Consider the following 15373-nt stretch of genomic DNA (forward strand, 5'->3'; position numbering starts at 1 on the left):
TTATTCCCTGTGATGGTCAGTGTAGAACGGATAAGCCAGCCCGATAACGGGCAATATTCCCAAAAATCCCCGATAAATCATCAAAACATGCGCTTTTTACGCGAATGCGGTTTGTTACCGGCGATATTTTTTACGGGCAGAATTGATTACCTGCAATAAAGCCGGAACAGTTGCGCCAGATGAGCCGCCATCGGTGTCAGCGTGGTATCACGACGCTGAATAAGATAGAACGTCGCGGTCGGCAGCGGCAGATCCAGATCGAGCGCCACCAGGCTCTGGCCGATCACCGGGTCATTAATCACGTCCACGGATAACACGCTGAGGAAATCGGTTTTGGCAATCAGGCTGGTGCAGGACATAAATGTCTCGCAAATCACGCTGATATTGGGCTCGGCATCCATCTCACTGAACGCTTCACTGAGCAGTTTGTAATAACTTCCGCGCGGCGTCGGCATGGTCCAGTCGCAGTGAAGCAATTCTTTCATCGAACGCGCGTTTTGCATCGGGTGCCCGCATCTGGCGACCACGCGGTACTCTTTATCCATCAGCTTTTCATATAACAGTTCGTTATCAAAGGGCCCCTGATAATAGGTATTTACGGTGAAATCCAGTTCGCCCTGACGCAGTTCGGGGATCATCGACACCAGCTGGCCTTCGGCGATACGCACTTTCACATTGGGGAATTCCCGGTGAAAACGGTCGATCACTTCCGGCATGATGGTGCGTGCAATGCTGGCACCGACGCCGATATTCACCCTGCCGCTGGTGCAGCCGAGGCGCTGAGCGATGTCTTCCTGCGCCACGCGCAGCTCTTCCAGAATCAGGCTCGCGCGTTTAAAAAACGCGTCACCACAATCGGTTAGCGTCACACCCTGACGGCGGCGGACGAATAATCTCGCACCCAGTCCTTCTTCCAGCTCTTTAATCGATTTGGTCAGCGCAGGCTGGGAAAGATTGAGCAGACGGCTGGCGGCACGAATGCTGCCCTGCCGCGCCACGGACACAAACGCCCGCAGCTGATGCATTTTTATTTGTGATGGCATGAGATTCTTTGATAACCCCTGATTATCACTAAGAAGATTTTGGCATCTTATATGCCCTGATCGCTTTGTGTACATTGAAAAACACATAAGGCAGACGTTCGTCATAAACGCTGACCGATACGACGGCAAAAAATGCCGCGATGCAGTCCCTTCCGCCGGGCCTTTCTCTGCGGATTATTCCTCCAAACGGCAACAAATTACGGGTTACTGGTTTGCGCATCGCGCCTTCTGGTCTGGGTTTGTTGTGCCAGTTTTCGTGCTCCGGCGCGCACTCCCCCCAAACAATAATTCCTCCTTTCTGCTTCTGGCAGAAAGCCTGCATGTCTGTAAAAAAGAGAGTCCGTGATGGTTAATGAGATTTCTGAACACGTTGAACAGTTGTTCCCAGCCCTACAAACACAACGTCGTGACCTGCATAAATACGCCGAATCCGGCTGGCTGGAATTTCGTACGTCCACGCTGGTCGCCGACCGGCTGGAGAAACTCGGGTACGCGCTGAAACTGGGCAAAGACGTCATTGATGCAGATTCACGCATGGGTTTGCCTTCTGCCGCCGTGCTGGCCGAACACGAGCAACGCGCGCTGGAACAGGGCGCAATTGCCCGCTGGATGCCGCATTTTTCCGGCGGTTTTACCGGCATTGTTGCCACGCTGGAAACCGGACGTCCCGGCCCGGTGATGGGGTTTCGCGTGGACATGGATGCGCTGGATTTAAATGAAGTGCTCGACGAGGCGCACCGCCCGTTCCGCGAAGGATTTGCTTCTGCCAATAACGGCATGATGCACGCTTGCGGCCACGACGGGCACACCACAATCGGTTTAGGCCTGGCGGAAGTGCTGATGCAGGCGCGCGATAAGCTTTGCGGTACGATAAAACTGATTTTCCAGCCCGCGGAAGAAGGCACGCGCGGCGCGAAATCCATGGTCGCGGCGGGCGTGGTCGATGACGTCGATTACTTCACCGCCGTCCATATCGGCACCGGCGTTCCGGCTAATCATATTGTTTGCGGCAACGACACGTTCATGGCAACCACCAAGCTCGACGTGCGCTTCACCGGCGTAGCATCGCATGCCGGTGGCAAACCGGAAGAAGGCCGCAACGCCCTGCTGGCAGCGGCGCAGGCCACGCTCGGTTTACACGCCATTCCCCGCCACAGCGGCGGCAGTTCACGGGTCAACGTCGGGGTATTGCAGGCAGGCACCGGCCGCAACGTAGTCGCCTCTTCCGCCATGATGAAAGTCGAAACACGCGGTTCCACCAACGAGGTCAATGAATTCATTTATCAGCAGGCGCTGAAAGTGATTTCCGGCGCAGCCGAAATGCATCAGGTGAAATTCGACATCAAATTGATGGGCGCGGCGCAAAGCAGCAAACCGACGGCTGCGTGGGTGAATTACATCCATCAGCAGGCGGAAAAACTCGGTGAATTTGAAGAGATTATTGACCGTCAGGAAGGCGCGGCGGGCTCCGAAGACGCCACGTACATGATGGAACGAGTGAAAGCACGCGGCGGCGAAGCCTCTTACGTGATTTTCGGCACTGACCTGAGCGCGGGGCATCACAACGAGCTGTTTGATTTCGATGAAAAAGTGATGATGCAGGGCATCAAAACGCTGGCCGCACTAGCGCTGAATATCGCTGAATTCAAAGGGGAAAACTGATGGCTGCGCAGCAAAAGATTGTCAATTTCATCAGTGATTTTATCGATAACCAGCAACCGGCGCTGGCGGAAATCAGCGACGCCATCTGGGATCATCCGGAAACCCGTTTCGCCGAATCGTTCTCTTCAGCATTGCTGGCAGGCAAGCTGGAAGCCAGCGGATTCGCAGTGGAGCGCGGCGTTGGTGGCATGGAAACGGCGTTTATTGCCGGCTTCGGCAGCGGCAAACCGGTGATCGCCCTGCTTGGCGAATTCGACGCACTGGCCGGACTGAGCCAGAAAGCCGGATGCGACACTGCGCAACCGCTGATCGAAAACGGTAACGGTCACGGCTGCGGGCATAATCTGCTCGGGACGGCGGCGCTCGGTGGCGCACTGGCGGTAAAAGCGTGGATGGAACGCGAAAACATTCAGGGCACGGTACGGTTTTACGGCTGTCCGGGCGAAGAAGGCGGTTCCGGTAAAACGTTTATGGCCCGCGAAGGGTTGTTTGATGATGTCGATGCCGCGCTGACGTGGCATCCGGAAACCTACAGCGGCATGTTCAGCAACCAGACGCTGGCCAATATTCAGGCGTCGTTCAGCTTTAAAGGCGTGTCCTCACACGCCGCCGCTGCGCCACATCTGGGCCGCAGCGCGCTGGACGCCGTAACGCTGATGAACACCGGTTCCAACTTCCTGCGCGAGCACATTATTCAGGAAGCGCGGATGCATTACGCCATCACCAACGCGGGCGGAATTTCGCCAAACGTGGTGCAGGCCGATGCGGAAGTGCTGTATCTGGTGCGCGCACCGCAGAGGGATCAGGCGCAGGGGATTTTCGACCGCGTGGTGGATATCGCCAAAGGCGCGGCGCTGATGACCGGCACTACGATGTCGATGCGTTTTGACAAAGCCTGTTCCAATTACGTGCCGAACCGCACGCTGGAAAACGCTATGTATCAGTATGTTAAGGCGTTCGGCGCACCGCAATACACGGCCGAAGAGCAGGCGTTTGCGGCGTCAATTCACGCCACGCTGACGGAGCAGGATATCGACAATAATCTGCTGAATATATCCCGCACCAGCGGCGCAGAAGGAATAGTGTTCGCCGAAACGCTGCGCACGTCCCCCCTGACCAGCGCTGTCGCGCCTTATGCACCGAATAACAATATTCTGTACGGCTCAACCGACGTCGGCGATGTCAGCTGGCTGGTGCCGACCGCGCAGTGCTTCAGCCCGTGCTTTGCGGTCGGTTCGCCGCTGCACACCTGGCAAGTCGTGTCGCAGGGGCGCACATCAATCGCGCACAAAGGCATGTGTCTTGCGGCAAAAGTGATGTCCTCCACGGCCATCGAACTGTTTACGCAACCTGATTTGCTCGCCGCGTGCCAGAAAGAGCGCGATGCCCTGCGCGAACGTCGTCCGTATCACTGCCCAATTCCGGCGGGCGTAAAACCTTCGCCACTGAAATAAATCACGACGAGTAAACCGCCCGCTCATGCCCCGTTCCGGCAGAGACGGGCGGCATAAATATAAAAAATCAAACACGACAGAGGGTTAAGAGATGAGTATTGAAGCACAAGACTCCGGCCAGAGCCCGGGAGGTTTTCTCCAGTGGGTAGAACGTGTAGGTAATAAAATTCCCAATCCGTTTTTGTTATTTGTTTATTTGATTGCCATTCTGATGGTCGCCAGCGCAGTGATTTCGTGGCTGAATATTACGGCGGTAAATCCGAGTAACGGCGAAGTTATTCACGTTAAAAATCTGCTGAGCGTGGAAGGCATCCAGTGGATTTTGCCGAATGTGATTAAGAATTTCAGCGGATTCACCCCGCTCGGCTCGATTCTGGCGCTGGTGATCGGCGCAGGCCTGGCAGAGCGCGTCGGGCTGCTGCAAAGTCTGATGTATAAAATGGCGTCGAAAGTGAACGCCCGTTACGCCAGCTATATGGTGATTTTTATTGCCTTCTTTAGCCATATTTCGTCCGACGCCGCGCTGGTGGTGATGCCGCCGCTGGGCGCACTGATTTTCCTGGCGGTCGGGCGTCATCCGGTGGCCGGTTTGCTGGCGGCGATTGCCGGTGTGGGCTGCGGCTTTACCGCGAATCTGCTGATTGTGACCACGGATGTGCTGCTTTCCGGGCTGAGTACCGAGGCGGCAAAAGCGATTAATCCGGCGGTTCAGGTCAGCGTTATCGATAACTGGTATTTCATGGCCGCGTCAGTGATTTTACTGACGATTGTCGGGGCCATTCTGACCGACAAATTTGTCGAACCGCGTCTGCCGGTTTATCGCGGCGAACGTAACGAAGAGATGAAGAAGCTGACGCCGGAACAGAACCGCGGCCTGATGGCAAGCGGGATTGCGGCGCTGGTGTTCATCGGGCTGGTCGCGCTGCTGGTGGTTCCGGAAGCCGCGCCGCTGCGTAATCCCAAAACCGGTGGCATCATCCCTTCTCCGTTTATTCAGGGTATCGTGCCGCTGATCATTTTGTTCTTCTTCGTGATTTCGGTGCCTTACGGCATGGTGACGAAGCAAATCCGCAGCGCCAGCGATGTGCCGGATTTACTGGTTGATCCGATGAAGTCTATGGCCGGTTTTATCGTGATGGTGTTCCCGCTCTCCCAGTTTGTGGCGTTTTTCAACTGGAGCAATATGGGGAAATTTATGGCGATCGGGCTGACAGATGTGCTGGAAAATCTTGGCATGACCGGTATTCCGGCGTTCCTCGGGCTGATTTTCCTGTCGGCGTTGCTGTGTATGTTTATCGCCAGCGGCTCGGCGATCTGGTCAATTCTGGCACCGATTTTCGTACCGATGTTTATGCTGCTGGGGTTCCATCCGGCATTCGCGCAGATCGTATTCCGCGTTGCCGATTCCTCAGTGATCCCGCTGGCACCGATGTCGCCATTTGTGCCGCTGTTCCTCGGATTCCTCCAGCGGTACAACAAAGAGGCGAAACTCGGTACCTATTACTCGCTGGTGCTGCCGTACCCGATTGTATTTTTCGTGGTGTGGCTGCTGATGCTGGTCGGCTGGTATCTGCTGGGTTTACCGATCGGACCGGGCGTTTATCCGCATTTATAAATTCAGGAAGGTAAGCGGCCCATGCGGCGCATCGCGCGATGCCATGAGCCGTTTCTTACCGCCCAGCGCAGAACAGCGGCAATGCGGCGGGTGCCAAAACGAATCGTTTTGCGCTTAACCGGGGAAAGGGAAATCCCCAGTTGTTCCGCCGCCCAACCGGGCAAAAGCTCGATACCGGCCTGAATCATCAGGCTGCCGACCGGTTTAGCCAGACGACTTGGCGCTGGCGCATTACGCAATAACCGCACGACTTCCCGCGTTCTTTCATCGCAGCGTAATTGCGGCCGCATGGCCTGCAAATAGGCTTCTACTGCCGCAACGCTGTCAGGCACATTCACCGCCCCGAGGCTTTCTGCCACGCGGGCAAATTCCTGATAATAGCGGTCCTGTCCGGCTGAACTGAGTGAGGGATTGCGGTAACACAGATGAGATTGCAGAAAGCTGTACGCTTCCGCGACGTGTACCCAGACCAGTAAATCCGGGTCGCTGGCAGCGTAAGGCGTGCCGTACGCATCGGTGCCGGTCACGTGAAGATGAATGGATTTTACTTTTTCGATGAGCGCAGTAGCATCACGGGTCGGGGCAAATGTCGTTCCGGAAATAAACTGACTGGTGCGGCGCAGGCGGCCCAGCATGTCTTCGCGAAATGAGGAGTGATCCCAGACACCGGCGAGCGCCAGCGGGTGAAGCATTTGCAGCAGCAAGGCACTCACACCACCGCAAAGCATCGAAGAAAAGTCTCCGTGAATTCGCCAGGTTACGCTTTCAGGGCCAAACAGCCCCGGATCGCCCGTCGGATTCTCGAAGTCTATGCCGCCTAACGCCAGGCCCGAAATACTCAGCACCTGGCGTTCTATTCTCTTTCTTAATAACTGACGAAAATCGGACATTCGTTAATGCGCAGCAGTGATTTGCACGGTGTTTTTTGTCAGTTCCGGCCACAGATTCATGACTACGTCGATGAGACGATTAAGCTCAGCCGCCGTTGCGCCATCGCGCGCCTGGACAGAGAAACCCTGAATGGTACAGGCGAGGTATTTCGCCAACAGGGCACTGTCAGTCACAGTGGCCAGATTGTCGCTTTCTTTCTGTTTCTCGAAATATTCGAACAATGTCCTTTCCTGCGACAGGTGGTGCTCACGCAGCATTTCGGCAATATCCGCAGAGGATGAAGACATCCCGGACGATGCGCTGATCATGAAGCAACCGCTTGGCGTATCGCAATCAGTAAACAGGTTTGCAATCGCACGTAAATACTGGTCAATCGCCTGTTCAACGGACAAATCAGGTCTGCTCAGCAGACAGCGTCCTTTTTCGTAAAAATTTTTAACGTAGTGCTCAACGGCTGCTCGGAAAAGCCCTTCTTTATTACCGAATTCGGCATACAAAGTTGGCGCTTTTGCACCGGTTGCTTCGACCAAATCAGCTAATGAAGTGGCCTCGTAACCATGGCGCCAGAATAAATTCAGGGCCTTACTCAGAGCAGTTCCACGGTCGAACTGTTTTGGGCGACCGCGACTTTTCCGGACCAAAGCCGTCTGTTCAGTGCTCATACACCCTCCTTCCATCACCCTTGTGATAATGGTTATAAAAATTGTTTTTAGAAATAACTTAACGATCATTATTAAAAATAGTTGCGCACAAGTCCAGCGGAGTTTATCATTTAATTATCGAGCGATAAGAAAATCACTCACACCCGCAAAGCTGCACAGCTATAAGCGCTTTATAAAAGCAAAATACCCAGGACGAAACATCATGAGTAACTTCAAAATCCTTCTTGCAGTTCTGGCATTAACCGCTGTACCGGTTGCCAATGTTGCCGCACAGCAGGTTATCATGATGCCAGTACAGAGTCAGGAAGTGGCGATGGTCAATGTGACCGGTGACAGTAACTTCTGTAACCCGGCAACCTGTACGAACAAAAAAGTCGTGCAGGGCCGTATTTCCACTTCTCCAACTCAGCCACCTGCACCGATGACTTCAGGTCATAAACCGGCTTCCATTTACTACTAAGGAAACCGGCCACTGACGACAGAATGTCAGAGCAGGAATAATGATAAGGCGGCATTTGCTGCCTTATCTTTTTTCTAAGCCGCCCCTAGTTTTAACACCCTCTCCCGCCGGAACCAACCATTAACTTAGCGATCATTAAAGATTCATTCAGCACAATATTGGATAAGCCCGTACTCTATCTGTCAGGCGAATCATTTTAAAAACAAAAATTTAACAAAACCAAAACAACAATGCATTTTGGTGTGATGTTCGTCACAGCACAATAAGTTAACGCTCATTAAAAAAACATCTTGCACAAACTCTCAACACCCTTTACCATTTACTTATCGAACGTTAAGTAATAAATAACGTTGACCGAATAGCGGGGCTGCCGAAAACGTCACCCCAGACAAAAATTAACGAACAGGAATACAAATCATGAAAACTATCGCAATGACAATCGCTGCTCTGACACTTGCTACCGCATCTTTCTCTGCTCTGGCAGCCACTGAAGTTCAGTCCGCTCCAGCAGGCGAACAAACTATCGGGACTATCAGCGCTTCTTCAAACGGTAACCTGACGACTTTGCAGTCAAAACTGAATGCGAAAGCGACTGAAGCCGGTGCAACCTCATACCGCATCATCGGTGCCTCTGGTGAAAACCACATGTACGGTACTGCTGAGCTGTACAAATAAGTACAGAGATAGGGGTTAGCAGATTGTTCCGCACAATTAGTTAACGATTAATAAATAATTAAGTTGCACAGAATGTGATCCAGGTCTAAGATTTAATTATCGAACGTTAACAAATAACGTCTGACCTAAACCACCTGCTGATAAACAGATTAAACAGGAAGACCATTATGAAAAGCATCACCATGACATTAGCTGCAATTGCCCTTGCTACCGCTTCATTTTCAACTCTGGCGGCCACTGAAGTTCAGTCAGCACCAGAAGGCCAACAGGCAATCGGTGTGGTAAGTGCTTCTTCAAGCAATGATTTGTCCAGCCTGCAAAACAAGCTGAACGCTAAAGCGAACGAAGCCGGTGCAAGTTCATACCGCATCATAGGTGCTTCAGGTGAAAACCACCTGTACGGTACTGCTGAGCTGTATAAATAAGCACGAAGTACGATTTGATAAAGGGTAAAGCAGCATTTAGTTAACGATTAATAAGCTAGATGTTGTATCGGACAGAAGACAGCCTTGCACATTAAATGAACGTTGATGACAACGCCGGGCAAAGCTCAGATAAACGAAATCGAGGAAACTATCATGAAAAATATCACTATGACTCTCGCTGCCATCGTACTGGCCACTGCTTCATTCTCTACTCTGGCAGCGACTGAAGTTCAGTCTGCACCAGCCGGTCAGCAAGCAATCGGTGTGGTAAGCGCCTCTTCAGGTAACAATTTATCCAGCCTGCAGAACAAACTGAATGCAAAAGCCAGTGAAGCCGGTGCAAGCTCATACCGCATCATCGGTGCATCCGGTGACAACCATCTGTACGGTACAGCTGAACTGTACAAATAAGAGTCCTTAGTAGTAAGCAGAAGAGGCGGCATTTGCCGCCTTTTTCGTGTCTGCGATTTATGATTTTTTGAATTGACCATGCAACCCCTTCTCTTTGTGCTACATTTTTCTTCTCTCTCCGAAAAAGTATGCATTCCCAATGTAACGAACGCTCATCACTGACAGCTTGTTCCTTCTCTGCGTTGCCTCCCGGCAATACGGAGATTCCTGTTATTTCGATGAGAATATCGTCCATGAATTCGTTATTGATTGCGCTGATACACGCACTGCGTCGCCATCGCTGGCTGCGGCTTTTAGGTTGTGCCTTCATTTTATCGTCACTGGGAAATGGCCTGACCCAAGTGGTGGTTTTTGGTCAACTGCTGCGCTGGCACGCTTCCCCGTCAGTTCTCACTCTGGCTTATCTTCTTGCAATGCTTCCGGGCTTTTTGGGCAGTATGTGGGGCGAACGCCTTTGCAGAAGAATTCCGCCAGTCAGGGTACTGATTCTTTCTGAAATGCTCGGATTGCTGGCGCTGATTTTCCCGCTCTATGGTTTGCTTTCGCACAATATTCCCGCGCTGCTGGCTGTGCAGTCAGCCGAAGCACTGTTTACAGGAATGAGCTATCCGGCACTGACACTTCTATTTAAGCGCGGGTTGAGCACAGAAGAACTGCCTGCTGCGACGGCGATGGAAACACTGATCTTCGCTTCTCAGGTTTTGCTCGGCACGGGAGCAGGCATTTTGCTGTTCGATGTTGTGTCACCCCTCTCACTTCTGGCTCTGGATGGAATAAGCTTTGCAGGTTCAGCCAGCTTACTACTGGGAACTTCAGCAGTATTTCATCGACTTCATCACAATGAATCCCTGCCGACGACAGCTGAATCACCGGCGAAATGGCGAAATTTTTCTCCCATACAAAAACACAGCGTATTGCTGCTGCCGGCTCTCGCTGCGGTAGGTTCCCCTGCAATGGCGTTACTGCCTGCACTGGCCCAGCAAATCAGGCCGGATGAAACCACCGGGCTCGCATTACCGCTTTTATTTGCCCGAAGTCTCGGGCAACTTTGCGGCCCTTTGTTGCTCAGCGCTGAAAAATTGCAACATTATTCATCGGGCAACCGCTGCTTGTTGTTCTGCCTGATGCTCTTTCTCGCGGGCTATTTTCTTTTACCCCACTTTTCAGCATGGACGTCGGGTGCGCTCCTATTAATTTTCGCTGCGCATCTGGCCTCGAACATTGTTTTTGCTTTAGGGACTTACGGCGTACTGCGGCATTTTCCCGGTGAACAGGTTGCGGGCGCCAGTGCGATGGCGTGGCGGGGGCAAATTATCATTGCGACTGGCGTGACCGGTATCGCGGGTTTGCTCACCCAAAATATCGGGGCAGTGCATGCGCTTTATACCGTTTCACTCTTCACTCTGGCTGGTGTCGCCATTTTATTCTGGCGTTATCAGGTGTAATTAAATGCAAAAAGCAGGGATTTCTCCCTGCTTTTATTTACAGCACATCTTACAAATCAGTTCGCTGAGCTTTTGAGCTGGTTATCTTGTTCGTGCTGCTCCAGCGCCAGTTCGATCAGACGCGTGATCAGATCACTGTAATTTAAACCGCTGGCCGCCCACAGTTTAGGGTACATGCTGATGTTGGTAAAACCCGGCAGCGTGTTGATTTCATTGATAACGACGTCACCCTGTTCGGTCAGGAACACATCAACGCGCGCCATGCCCCGGCATTCCAGCACCTGAAATGCCTGCAAAGCGATGGCACGGATGCGGTCATGGGTTTCCTGCGGCAAATCGGCGGGAACGGCAATCGATGCGCCGGTTTCATTAATGTACTTGGTGTCGTAGGAATAAAACTCGTCGTGCAGGATGACTTCGCCGCATACGCTGGCCTGCGGATAATCGTTGCCGAGTACCGCGCATTCGATTTCCCGGCCTTTGATCGCGGACTCTACCAGCACTTTGTGATCGAAGCTGAAGGCTTTTTCCAGCGCATTCAGGAAACCCGCTTCATCGCCCACTTTGCTGACGCCAACGGACGATCCCTGATTGGCGGGTTTGATAAACAGCGGTAAACCGAGTTGCTTAGAAACTTCGGCGAACGTATATTTCTGGCGGTTCGCACAGGTCAGGGTGACAAAGGGCGCAACGGACAAACCGGCGTCCCGCAACAGACGCTTGGTTACATCTTTATCCATGCTGACGGCTGACCCCAATACGCCGGAACCTGCAAACGCTATGTTTGCCATGCGCAGCAGCCCCTGTAATGAACCATCTTCGCCGAGCGTTCCGTGAACAATCGGGAAGATCACATCCACCTGTGACAATGCGCTGGCGCTGTGCGTTTCAATCAGCTGATTTTCAGTCTGCCCCGGGATCAGCGCGACCTGGTTATTCGAGCGGTTAAGAGCAATCAGTGACGGATTTTCAGCATTAATCAGGTAATTGCTGGCATCGTTAATATGCCACTCGCCTTTCTTATCAATGCCCAGCAACGTCACGTCAAAACGTTCTTTATCAATGGCATCCACAATATTTTTTGCCGATTGTAATGACACTTCGTGCTCAGCCGATTTGCCGCCAAAAATGATGCCTACCCGTAATTTACTCACCTGCTGCTCCTTGTCGCCAGCCTCACGCTGGCGGCGATTTTTCTGTGTACGACTAATCAACGACAAACAATTTAGCCCCAACGGGGGTTGAGGAACGGTGCGCTTCCGCATTATCCGCCACCTGATAACTCATACCTGGCGAGAGGGTAAAGGTGCGGCCATCTTCCAGGCGCGTGTGCAATTCCCCTTCCAGGCAAAACAGCACATGCCCTTTACTGCACCAGTGATCGGCCTCGTATCCTGCGGAATATTCGACGATCCGCACGCGGATATCGCCAAATTTCTGTGTGCGCCACAGCGCCATCCCGACATCGCCGGGGTGTTGGGTTGGCGTCACGTCGTTCCAGTCGGTCGTGCAAAAAGGGATCGCATCAAGCTTCATGAGTTTCTCAATGTCGGAAAAGGAAGGAAAGCCAGCATAAAAGTGAGCGGTAAATTTATCAATCGCTTGCTGAAAACAATTCGAAAGCCCTTTCACCGCAAAGTTGAGTAAAGGCGATTGTTCCTAGAGACAGGCGGCAGCCCGCGGATGGCAAGGTTTTTGTGCAAGCCGCTAAAAAGCCTAAACCGCATGTGTTGCATGAGATGTCTGTGAGACAGGGTTCACGTTTTATCGACTATGCTTATTGGCAGTGTGACGAAACAAGCGTTAAGAAGCAGATCCGAGGCAGTAAATCGAACGCACCTCAATTCCAACGCGCTGATGACCTTATCCGGCGCGCCACAAAACAAGGAGCAACAGATGCCCTATCAGACGATAAATCCTTTCAATAACAAGCTCATCAAAGAGTACCCGACGCACAACGACAAGCAGGTTGAAGAAGCGTTGTCCACCGCGCATGCCCTGTATAAATCCGACTGGGCACAGGGAGATATCCAACAGCGGGTCAAAGTGCTGCACAAATTGTCCGAGCTGATGGCTTCGCGGGTCGATGAACTGGCAGAAGTGGTCAGCGTGGAGATGGGGAAACTCATCGGTCAGAGCCGTGGCGAAGTCCAGATCTGTGCGGATATTGCGAAATTCTACGCGGAACACGCAGAGGAATTCCTCAAACCTGTGCCGTATAAATCTGACCTTGGCGAAGCTTGGGTTGAGCATCACCCGATTGGTGTGATCATGGCCGTCGAGCCGTGGAACTTCCCGTTCTACCAGCTGATGCGCGTGCTTGCGCCGAATCTCGCGTCCGGTAACAGCGTGCTGGTAAAACACGCCAGCATCGTTCCGCATTGTGCTGAAACTTTTGAGAAACTGGTTTCTGAAGCCGGTGCGCCAAAAGGCGCCTATACCAATCTGTTTATTTCGCAGGATCAGGTCGCATCGATCATTGATGACGATCGCGTTCAGGGCGTCGCGCTGACTGGTTCGGAAAAAGCCGGCGCGATTGTGGCGGCGCGCGCAGCCGGGAAACTGAAAAAATCCACGCTCGAACTGGGGGGGAATGACGTTTTCGCGGTGCTGGATGATGCCGATATTGATCACGCCGCCAAAGCCGGTGCTCAGGCCCGCGTTTCCAACGCCGGGCAGGTTTGTACTGCCGCCAAGCGCTTTATCATTCATGAAAAAGTGGCCGATGAATTCCTGAAAAAATTCACTGAACACTTTAAGGCATTGAAAATCGGCGATCCGCTGGATAAAGCCACCACGCTGGGTCCGTTGTCTTCAGCAGACGCGGTGAAAACGCTGAGTAAGCAGGTGGACGATGCCGTTAAGCACGGCGCGAAACTGCATTTTGGCGGCAAGAAAGTGACGGGAAATCCGGGCAACTTCTTCGAGCCAACAATCCTCACGCACATCACGCGTGATAATCCAGCTTTCTTCGAGGAGTTTTTCGGCCCGGTCGCGCAGGTTTATATCGTCAAAAACGACGAGGAACTGGTGAAACTGGCCAACGACTCGCACTATGGTCTGGGCGGTTCGGTATTCACGACCAATCTCAACCGCGCCCGTAAGCTGGCGAGCCAGATTGAAACCGGGATGGTGTACGTCAATTCACCGACAGACACCGCCGCAGAACTGCCTTTCGGCGGAGTAAAACGCTCCGGTTTTGGCCGTGAGCTGTCAGATCTGGGGATCAAAGAGTTTGTGAACCAAAAACTGGTGGTGCTTGCCGCGAAGTCTTAATGCCTGTTTGCACTTCCCCGAAACACTTCCCTCTCCGCCCGGAGAGGGAAATTCTCTCCCTCCGCCGGTCTTTTGTGATCCCTTGATTAATGACAATGCAGCGCACCCGCCAGCCTCTTTATAATCAGGCCCGTTTGTCTTCCCACTGGTAAATCACATGGCGTATGAACTCAATCTGGACTGGCCGGAATTTTTAGAAAAATACTGGCAGAAACAACCTGTTGTATTAAAAAAAGCATTTACAAACTTTGTCGATCCGATCACTCCTGATGAATTAGCCGGCCTTGCGATGGAACCTGAAGTGGACAGCCGTCTGGTGAGCCATAAAAATGGGGAATGGCAGGCGAGTAACGGTCCTTTTGAGCATTTCGACGGACTGGGTGAAACCGGCTGGTCGCTGCTGGCGCAGGCGGTAAACCACTGGCATCAGCCTGCAGCTGAACTGGTTCGCCCGTTCCGCGTGCTGCCGGACTGGCGTCTGGATGATCTGATGATCTCCTATTCCGTGCCCGGCGGCGGCGTTGGGCCGCATATCGATCAGTATGACGTGTTTATCATTCAGGGGATGGGCAGCCGTCGCTGGCGTGTGGGCGATGCCTTGCCGATGCGTCAGTTCTGTCCACATCCGGCGTTACTGCATGTCGATCCATTTACGCCGATCATCGATGAAGATCTCGAGCCGGGCGATATTCTGTACATTCCGCCGGGCTTCCCGCACGACGGTTTTACCCATGAAACCGCCCTCAACTATTCCGTCGGTTTTCGCGGCCCGAATACCCGCGACTTTATCAGCAGCTTTGCCGATTACGCGCTGGAAAATGATTTAGGCGGCGACCACTACAGTGACCCGGATTTAACGCTGCGTGATCATGTGGGCAAAGTGGAAGAATACGAGCTGGATCGCGTGCGCAATATGATGCATGACCTGATCAATGAGCCGGAAGCTTTCAGACAATGGTTCGGGCGTTTTGCCACCACGCCGCGTCATGAGCTGGACATCGCGCCTGCCGAACCGCCATATGAAACGAACGAAATCGTGGATGCACTGATGCAGGGCGACAGCCTGACCCGGCTGAGCGGTCTGCGCGTGCTGAACGTCGGCGACCGTTTCTTCGTCAACAGCGAAGCGCTGGAAACCGATCAACATCAGGCGGCGGATGCGCTTTGCCTTTTCATGCTGATCGGTAAAAAAGAGCTGGGCGATGCCGTGCAGGATCCGGCATTTATGGCCATGTTCACCGATCTTGTGAATCAGGGTTACTGGTATTTCGACGAGTAATATTTTCTGTTGCCCGTTTATGATAAAAGGCGGCATCCTGTGGATGCCGCCTTTTAAATTTTATAACCGACTGAA

Annotated in this window: 15 protein-coding genes; 10 read left to right on the plus strand and 5 right to left on the minus strand. The window is 52.8% G+C overall.

The features are described 5' to 3' along the window. Positions 1–146: 146 nt before the first annotated feature. Positions 147–1043, minus strand: a complete 897-nt coding sequence (locus ACLBVC_RS01395) for a LysR family transcriptional regulator (protein ID WP_410147669.1) — start codon at positions 1041–1043, stop codon at positions 147–149. Between the two features lie 345 nt (positions 1044–1388). Between ACLBVC_RS01395 and ACLBVC_RS01400 the strand changes: the two genes are divergently transcribed. The 3 genes from ACLBVC_RS01400 (at position 1389) to abgT (ending at position 5774) form a co-directional block, all read left to right on the plus strand. Next, a complete protein-coding gene (locus tag ACLBVC_RS01400) occupies positions 1389–2705 on the plus strand; it encodes a M20 family metallo-hydrolase (protein WP_101077292.1) in 1317 nt (438 codons plus the stop codon). Further along, positions 2705–4159 carry a M20 family metallopeptidase gene (locus ACLBVC_RS01405; protein WP_410147670.1) on the plus strand — a complete coding sequence of 485 codons (1455 nt, stop codon included), beginning with the start codon at positions 2705–2707 and terminating at the stop codon, positions 4157–4159. Before ACLBVC_RS01400 ends, ACLBVC_RS01405 begins: the two co-directional genes overlap by 1 nt. Before the next feature lie 91 nt (positions 4160–4250). Continuing rightward, positions 4251–5774 carry a p-aminobenzoyl-glutamate transporter gene (gene abgT / locus ACLBVC_RS01410; protein WP_101077294.1) on the plus strand — a complete coding sequence of 508 codons (1524 nt, stop codon included), beginning with the start codon at positions 4251–4253 and terminating at the stop codon, positions 5772–5774. Between the two features lie 2 nt (positions 5775–5776). On the opposite strand, the gene ACLBVC_RS01415 is transcribed toward abgT, so the two are convergent. Further along, a complete protein-coding gene (locus ACLBVC_RS01415; RefSeq protein ID WP_410147671.1) occupies positions 5777–6664 on the minus strand; it encodes an oxygenase MpaB family protein in 888 nt (295 codons plus the stop codon). 3 nt (positions 6665–6667) lie between these two features. After that, positions 6668–7327: a TetR/AcrR family transcriptional regulator gene (locus tag ACLBVC_RS01420; RefSeq protein ID WP_410147673.1), complete on the minus strand. Its 660-nt coding sequence runs from the start codon at positions 7325–7327 to the stop codon at positions 6668–6670. 202 nt (positions 7328–7529) lie between these two features. On the opposite strand from ACLBVC_RS01420, the gene ACLBVC_RS01425 reads away from it, so the two are divergent. The 5 genes from ACLBVC_RS01425 (at position 7530) to ACLBVC_RS01445 (ending at position 10743) form a co-directional block, all read left to right on the plus strand. Further along, positions 7530–7787, plus strand: a complete 258-nt coding sequence (locus ACLBVC_RS01425; RefSeq protein ID WP_410147675.1) for a hypothetical protein — start codon at positions 7530–7532, stop codon at positions 7785–7787. A 417-nt stretch (positions 7788–8204) separates the two neighbouring features. After that, positions 8205–8462, plus strand: coding sequence for a multiple stress resistance protein BhsA (gene bhsA / locus ACLBVC_RS01430; protein ID WP_410147677.1), 258 nt, complete (start codon positions 8205–8207; stop codon positions 8460–8462). 167 nt (positions 8463–8629) lie between these two features. After that, positions 8630–8887, plus strand: a complete 258-nt coding sequence (bhsA, locus tag ACLBVC_RS01435; RefSeq protein ID WP_410147679.1) for a multiple stress resistance protein BhsA — start codon at positions 8630–8632, stop codon at positions 8885–8887. Positions 8888–9040: 153 nt separating this feature from the next. Then, positions 9041–9298 carry a multiple stress resistance protein BhsA gene (gene bhsA / locus ACLBVC_RS01440; RefSeq protein WP_410147680.1) on the plus strand — a complete coding sequence of 86 codons (258 nt, stop codon included), beginning with the start codon at positions 9041–9043 and terminating at the stop codon, positions 9296–9298. A gap of 233 nt (positions 9299–9531) precedes the next feature. Further along, entirely contained in the window at positions 9532–10743 is a 1212-nt protein-coding gene (locus ACLBVC_RS01445) for an MFS transporter (RefSeq protein WP_410147682.1), read from the plus strand. Positions 10744–10799: 56 nt separating this feature from the next. Here the strand turns inward: ACLBVC_RS01445 and ddlA are convergent, their stop codons facing one another. Beyond that, positions 10800–11897, minus strand: coding sequence for a D-alanine--D-alanine ligase (gene ddlA / locus ACLBVC_RS01450; RefSeq protein ID WP_410147684.1), 1098 nt, complete (start codon positions 11895–11897; stop codon positions 10800–10802). Between the two features lie 52 nt (positions 11898–11949). After that, positions 11950–12279 (minus strand): DHCW motif cupin fold protein, encoded by a 330-nt coding sequence (locus ACLBVC_RS01455; protein ID WP_410147685.1) that lies wholly within the window; start codon positions 12277–12279, stop codon positions 11950–11952. 360 nt (positions 12280–12639) lie between these two features. Here ACLBVC_RS01455 and ACLBVC_RS01460 point away from each other — a divergent pair, with 360 nt between their 5' ends. Beyond that, complete coding sequence (locus ACLBVC_RS01460; protein WP_410147686.1) at positions 12640–14019, plus strand: NAD-dependent succinate-semialdehyde dehydrogenase; 1380 nt, start codon at positions 12640–12642, stop codon at positions 14017–14019. Between the two features lie 157 nt (positions 14020–14176). Then, positions 14177–15298 carry a ribosomal protein uL16 3-hydroxylase gene (locus ACLBVC_RS01465; RefSeq protein ID WP_410147687.1) on the plus strand — a complete coding sequence of 374 codons (1122 nt, stop codon included), beginning with the start codon at positions 14177–14179 and terminating at the stop codon, positions 15296–15298. Positions 15299–15373 lie beyond the last annotated feature (75 nt).

Source organism: Rahnella selenatireducens, assembly GCF_046449555.1.
Taxonomy (GTDB): domain Bacteria; phylum Pseudomonadota; class Gammaproteobacteria; order Enterobacterales; family Enterobacteriaceae; genus Rahnella; species Rahnella selenatireducens.

What these genes read in the sequence shown, in the direction of transcription:
- ACLBVC_RS01395 (WP_410147669.1), bottom strand. Translation starts at nt 1,043, where the DNA reads ATGCCATCACAAATAAAAATGCATCAGCTGCGGGCGTTTGTGTCCGTG.
- ACLBVC_RS01400 (WP_101077292.1), top strand. Translation starts at nt 1,389, where the DNA reads ATGGTTAATGAGATTTCTGAACACGTTGAACAGTTGTTCCCAGCCCTA.
- ACLBVC_RS01405 (WP_410147670.1), top strand. Translation starts at nt 2,705, where the DNA reads ATGGCTGCGCAGCAAAAGATTGTCAATTTCATCAGTGATTTTATCGAT.
- abgT (WP_101077294.1), top strand. Translation starts at nt 4,251, where the DNA reads ATGAGTATTGAAGCACAAGACTCCGGCCAGAGCCCGGGAGGTTTTCTC.
- ACLBVC_RS01415 (WP_410147671.1), bottom strand. Translation starts at nt 6,664, where the DNA reads ATGTCCGATTTTCGTCAGTTATTAAGAAAGAGAATAGAACGCCAGGTG.
- ACLBVC_RS01420 (WP_410147673.1), bottom strand. Translation starts at nt 7,327, where the DNA reads ATGAGCACTGAACAGACGGCTTTGGTCCGGAAAAGTCGCGGTCGCCCA.
- ACLBVC_RS01425 (WP_410147675.1), top strand. Translation starts at nt 7,530, where the DNA reads ATGAGTAACTTCAAAATCCTTCTTGCAGTTCTGGCATTAACCGCTGTA.
- bhsA (WP_410147677.1), top strand. Translation starts at nt 8,205, where the DNA reads ATGAAAACTATCGCAATGACAATCGCTGCTCTGACACTTGCTACCGCA.
- bhsA (WP_410147679.1), top strand. Translation starts at nt 8,630, where the DNA reads ATGAAAAGCATCACCATGACATTAGCTGCAATTGCCCTTGCTACCGCT.
- bhsA (WP_410147680.1), top strand. Translation starts at nt 9,041, where the DNA reads ATGAAAAATATCACTATGACTCTCGCTGCCATCGTACTGGCCACTGCT.
- ACLBVC_RS01445 (WP_410147682.1), top strand. Translation starts at nt 9,532, where the DNA reads ATGAATTCGTTATTGATTGCGCTGATACACGCACTGCGTCGCCATCGC.
- ACLBVC_RS01455 (WP_410147685.1), bottom strand. Translation starts at nt 12,279, where the DNA reads ATGAAGCTTGATGCGATCCCTTTTTGCACGACCGACTGGAACGACGTG.
- ACLBVC_RS01460 (WP_410147686.1), top strand. Translation starts at nt 12,640, where the DNA reads ATGCCCTATCAGACGATAAATCCTTTCAATAACAAGCTCATCAAAGAG.
- ACLBVC_RS01465 (WP_410147687.1), top strand. Translation starts at nt 14,177, where the DNA reads ATGGCGTATGAACTCAATCTGGACTGGCCGGAATTTTTAGAAAAATAC.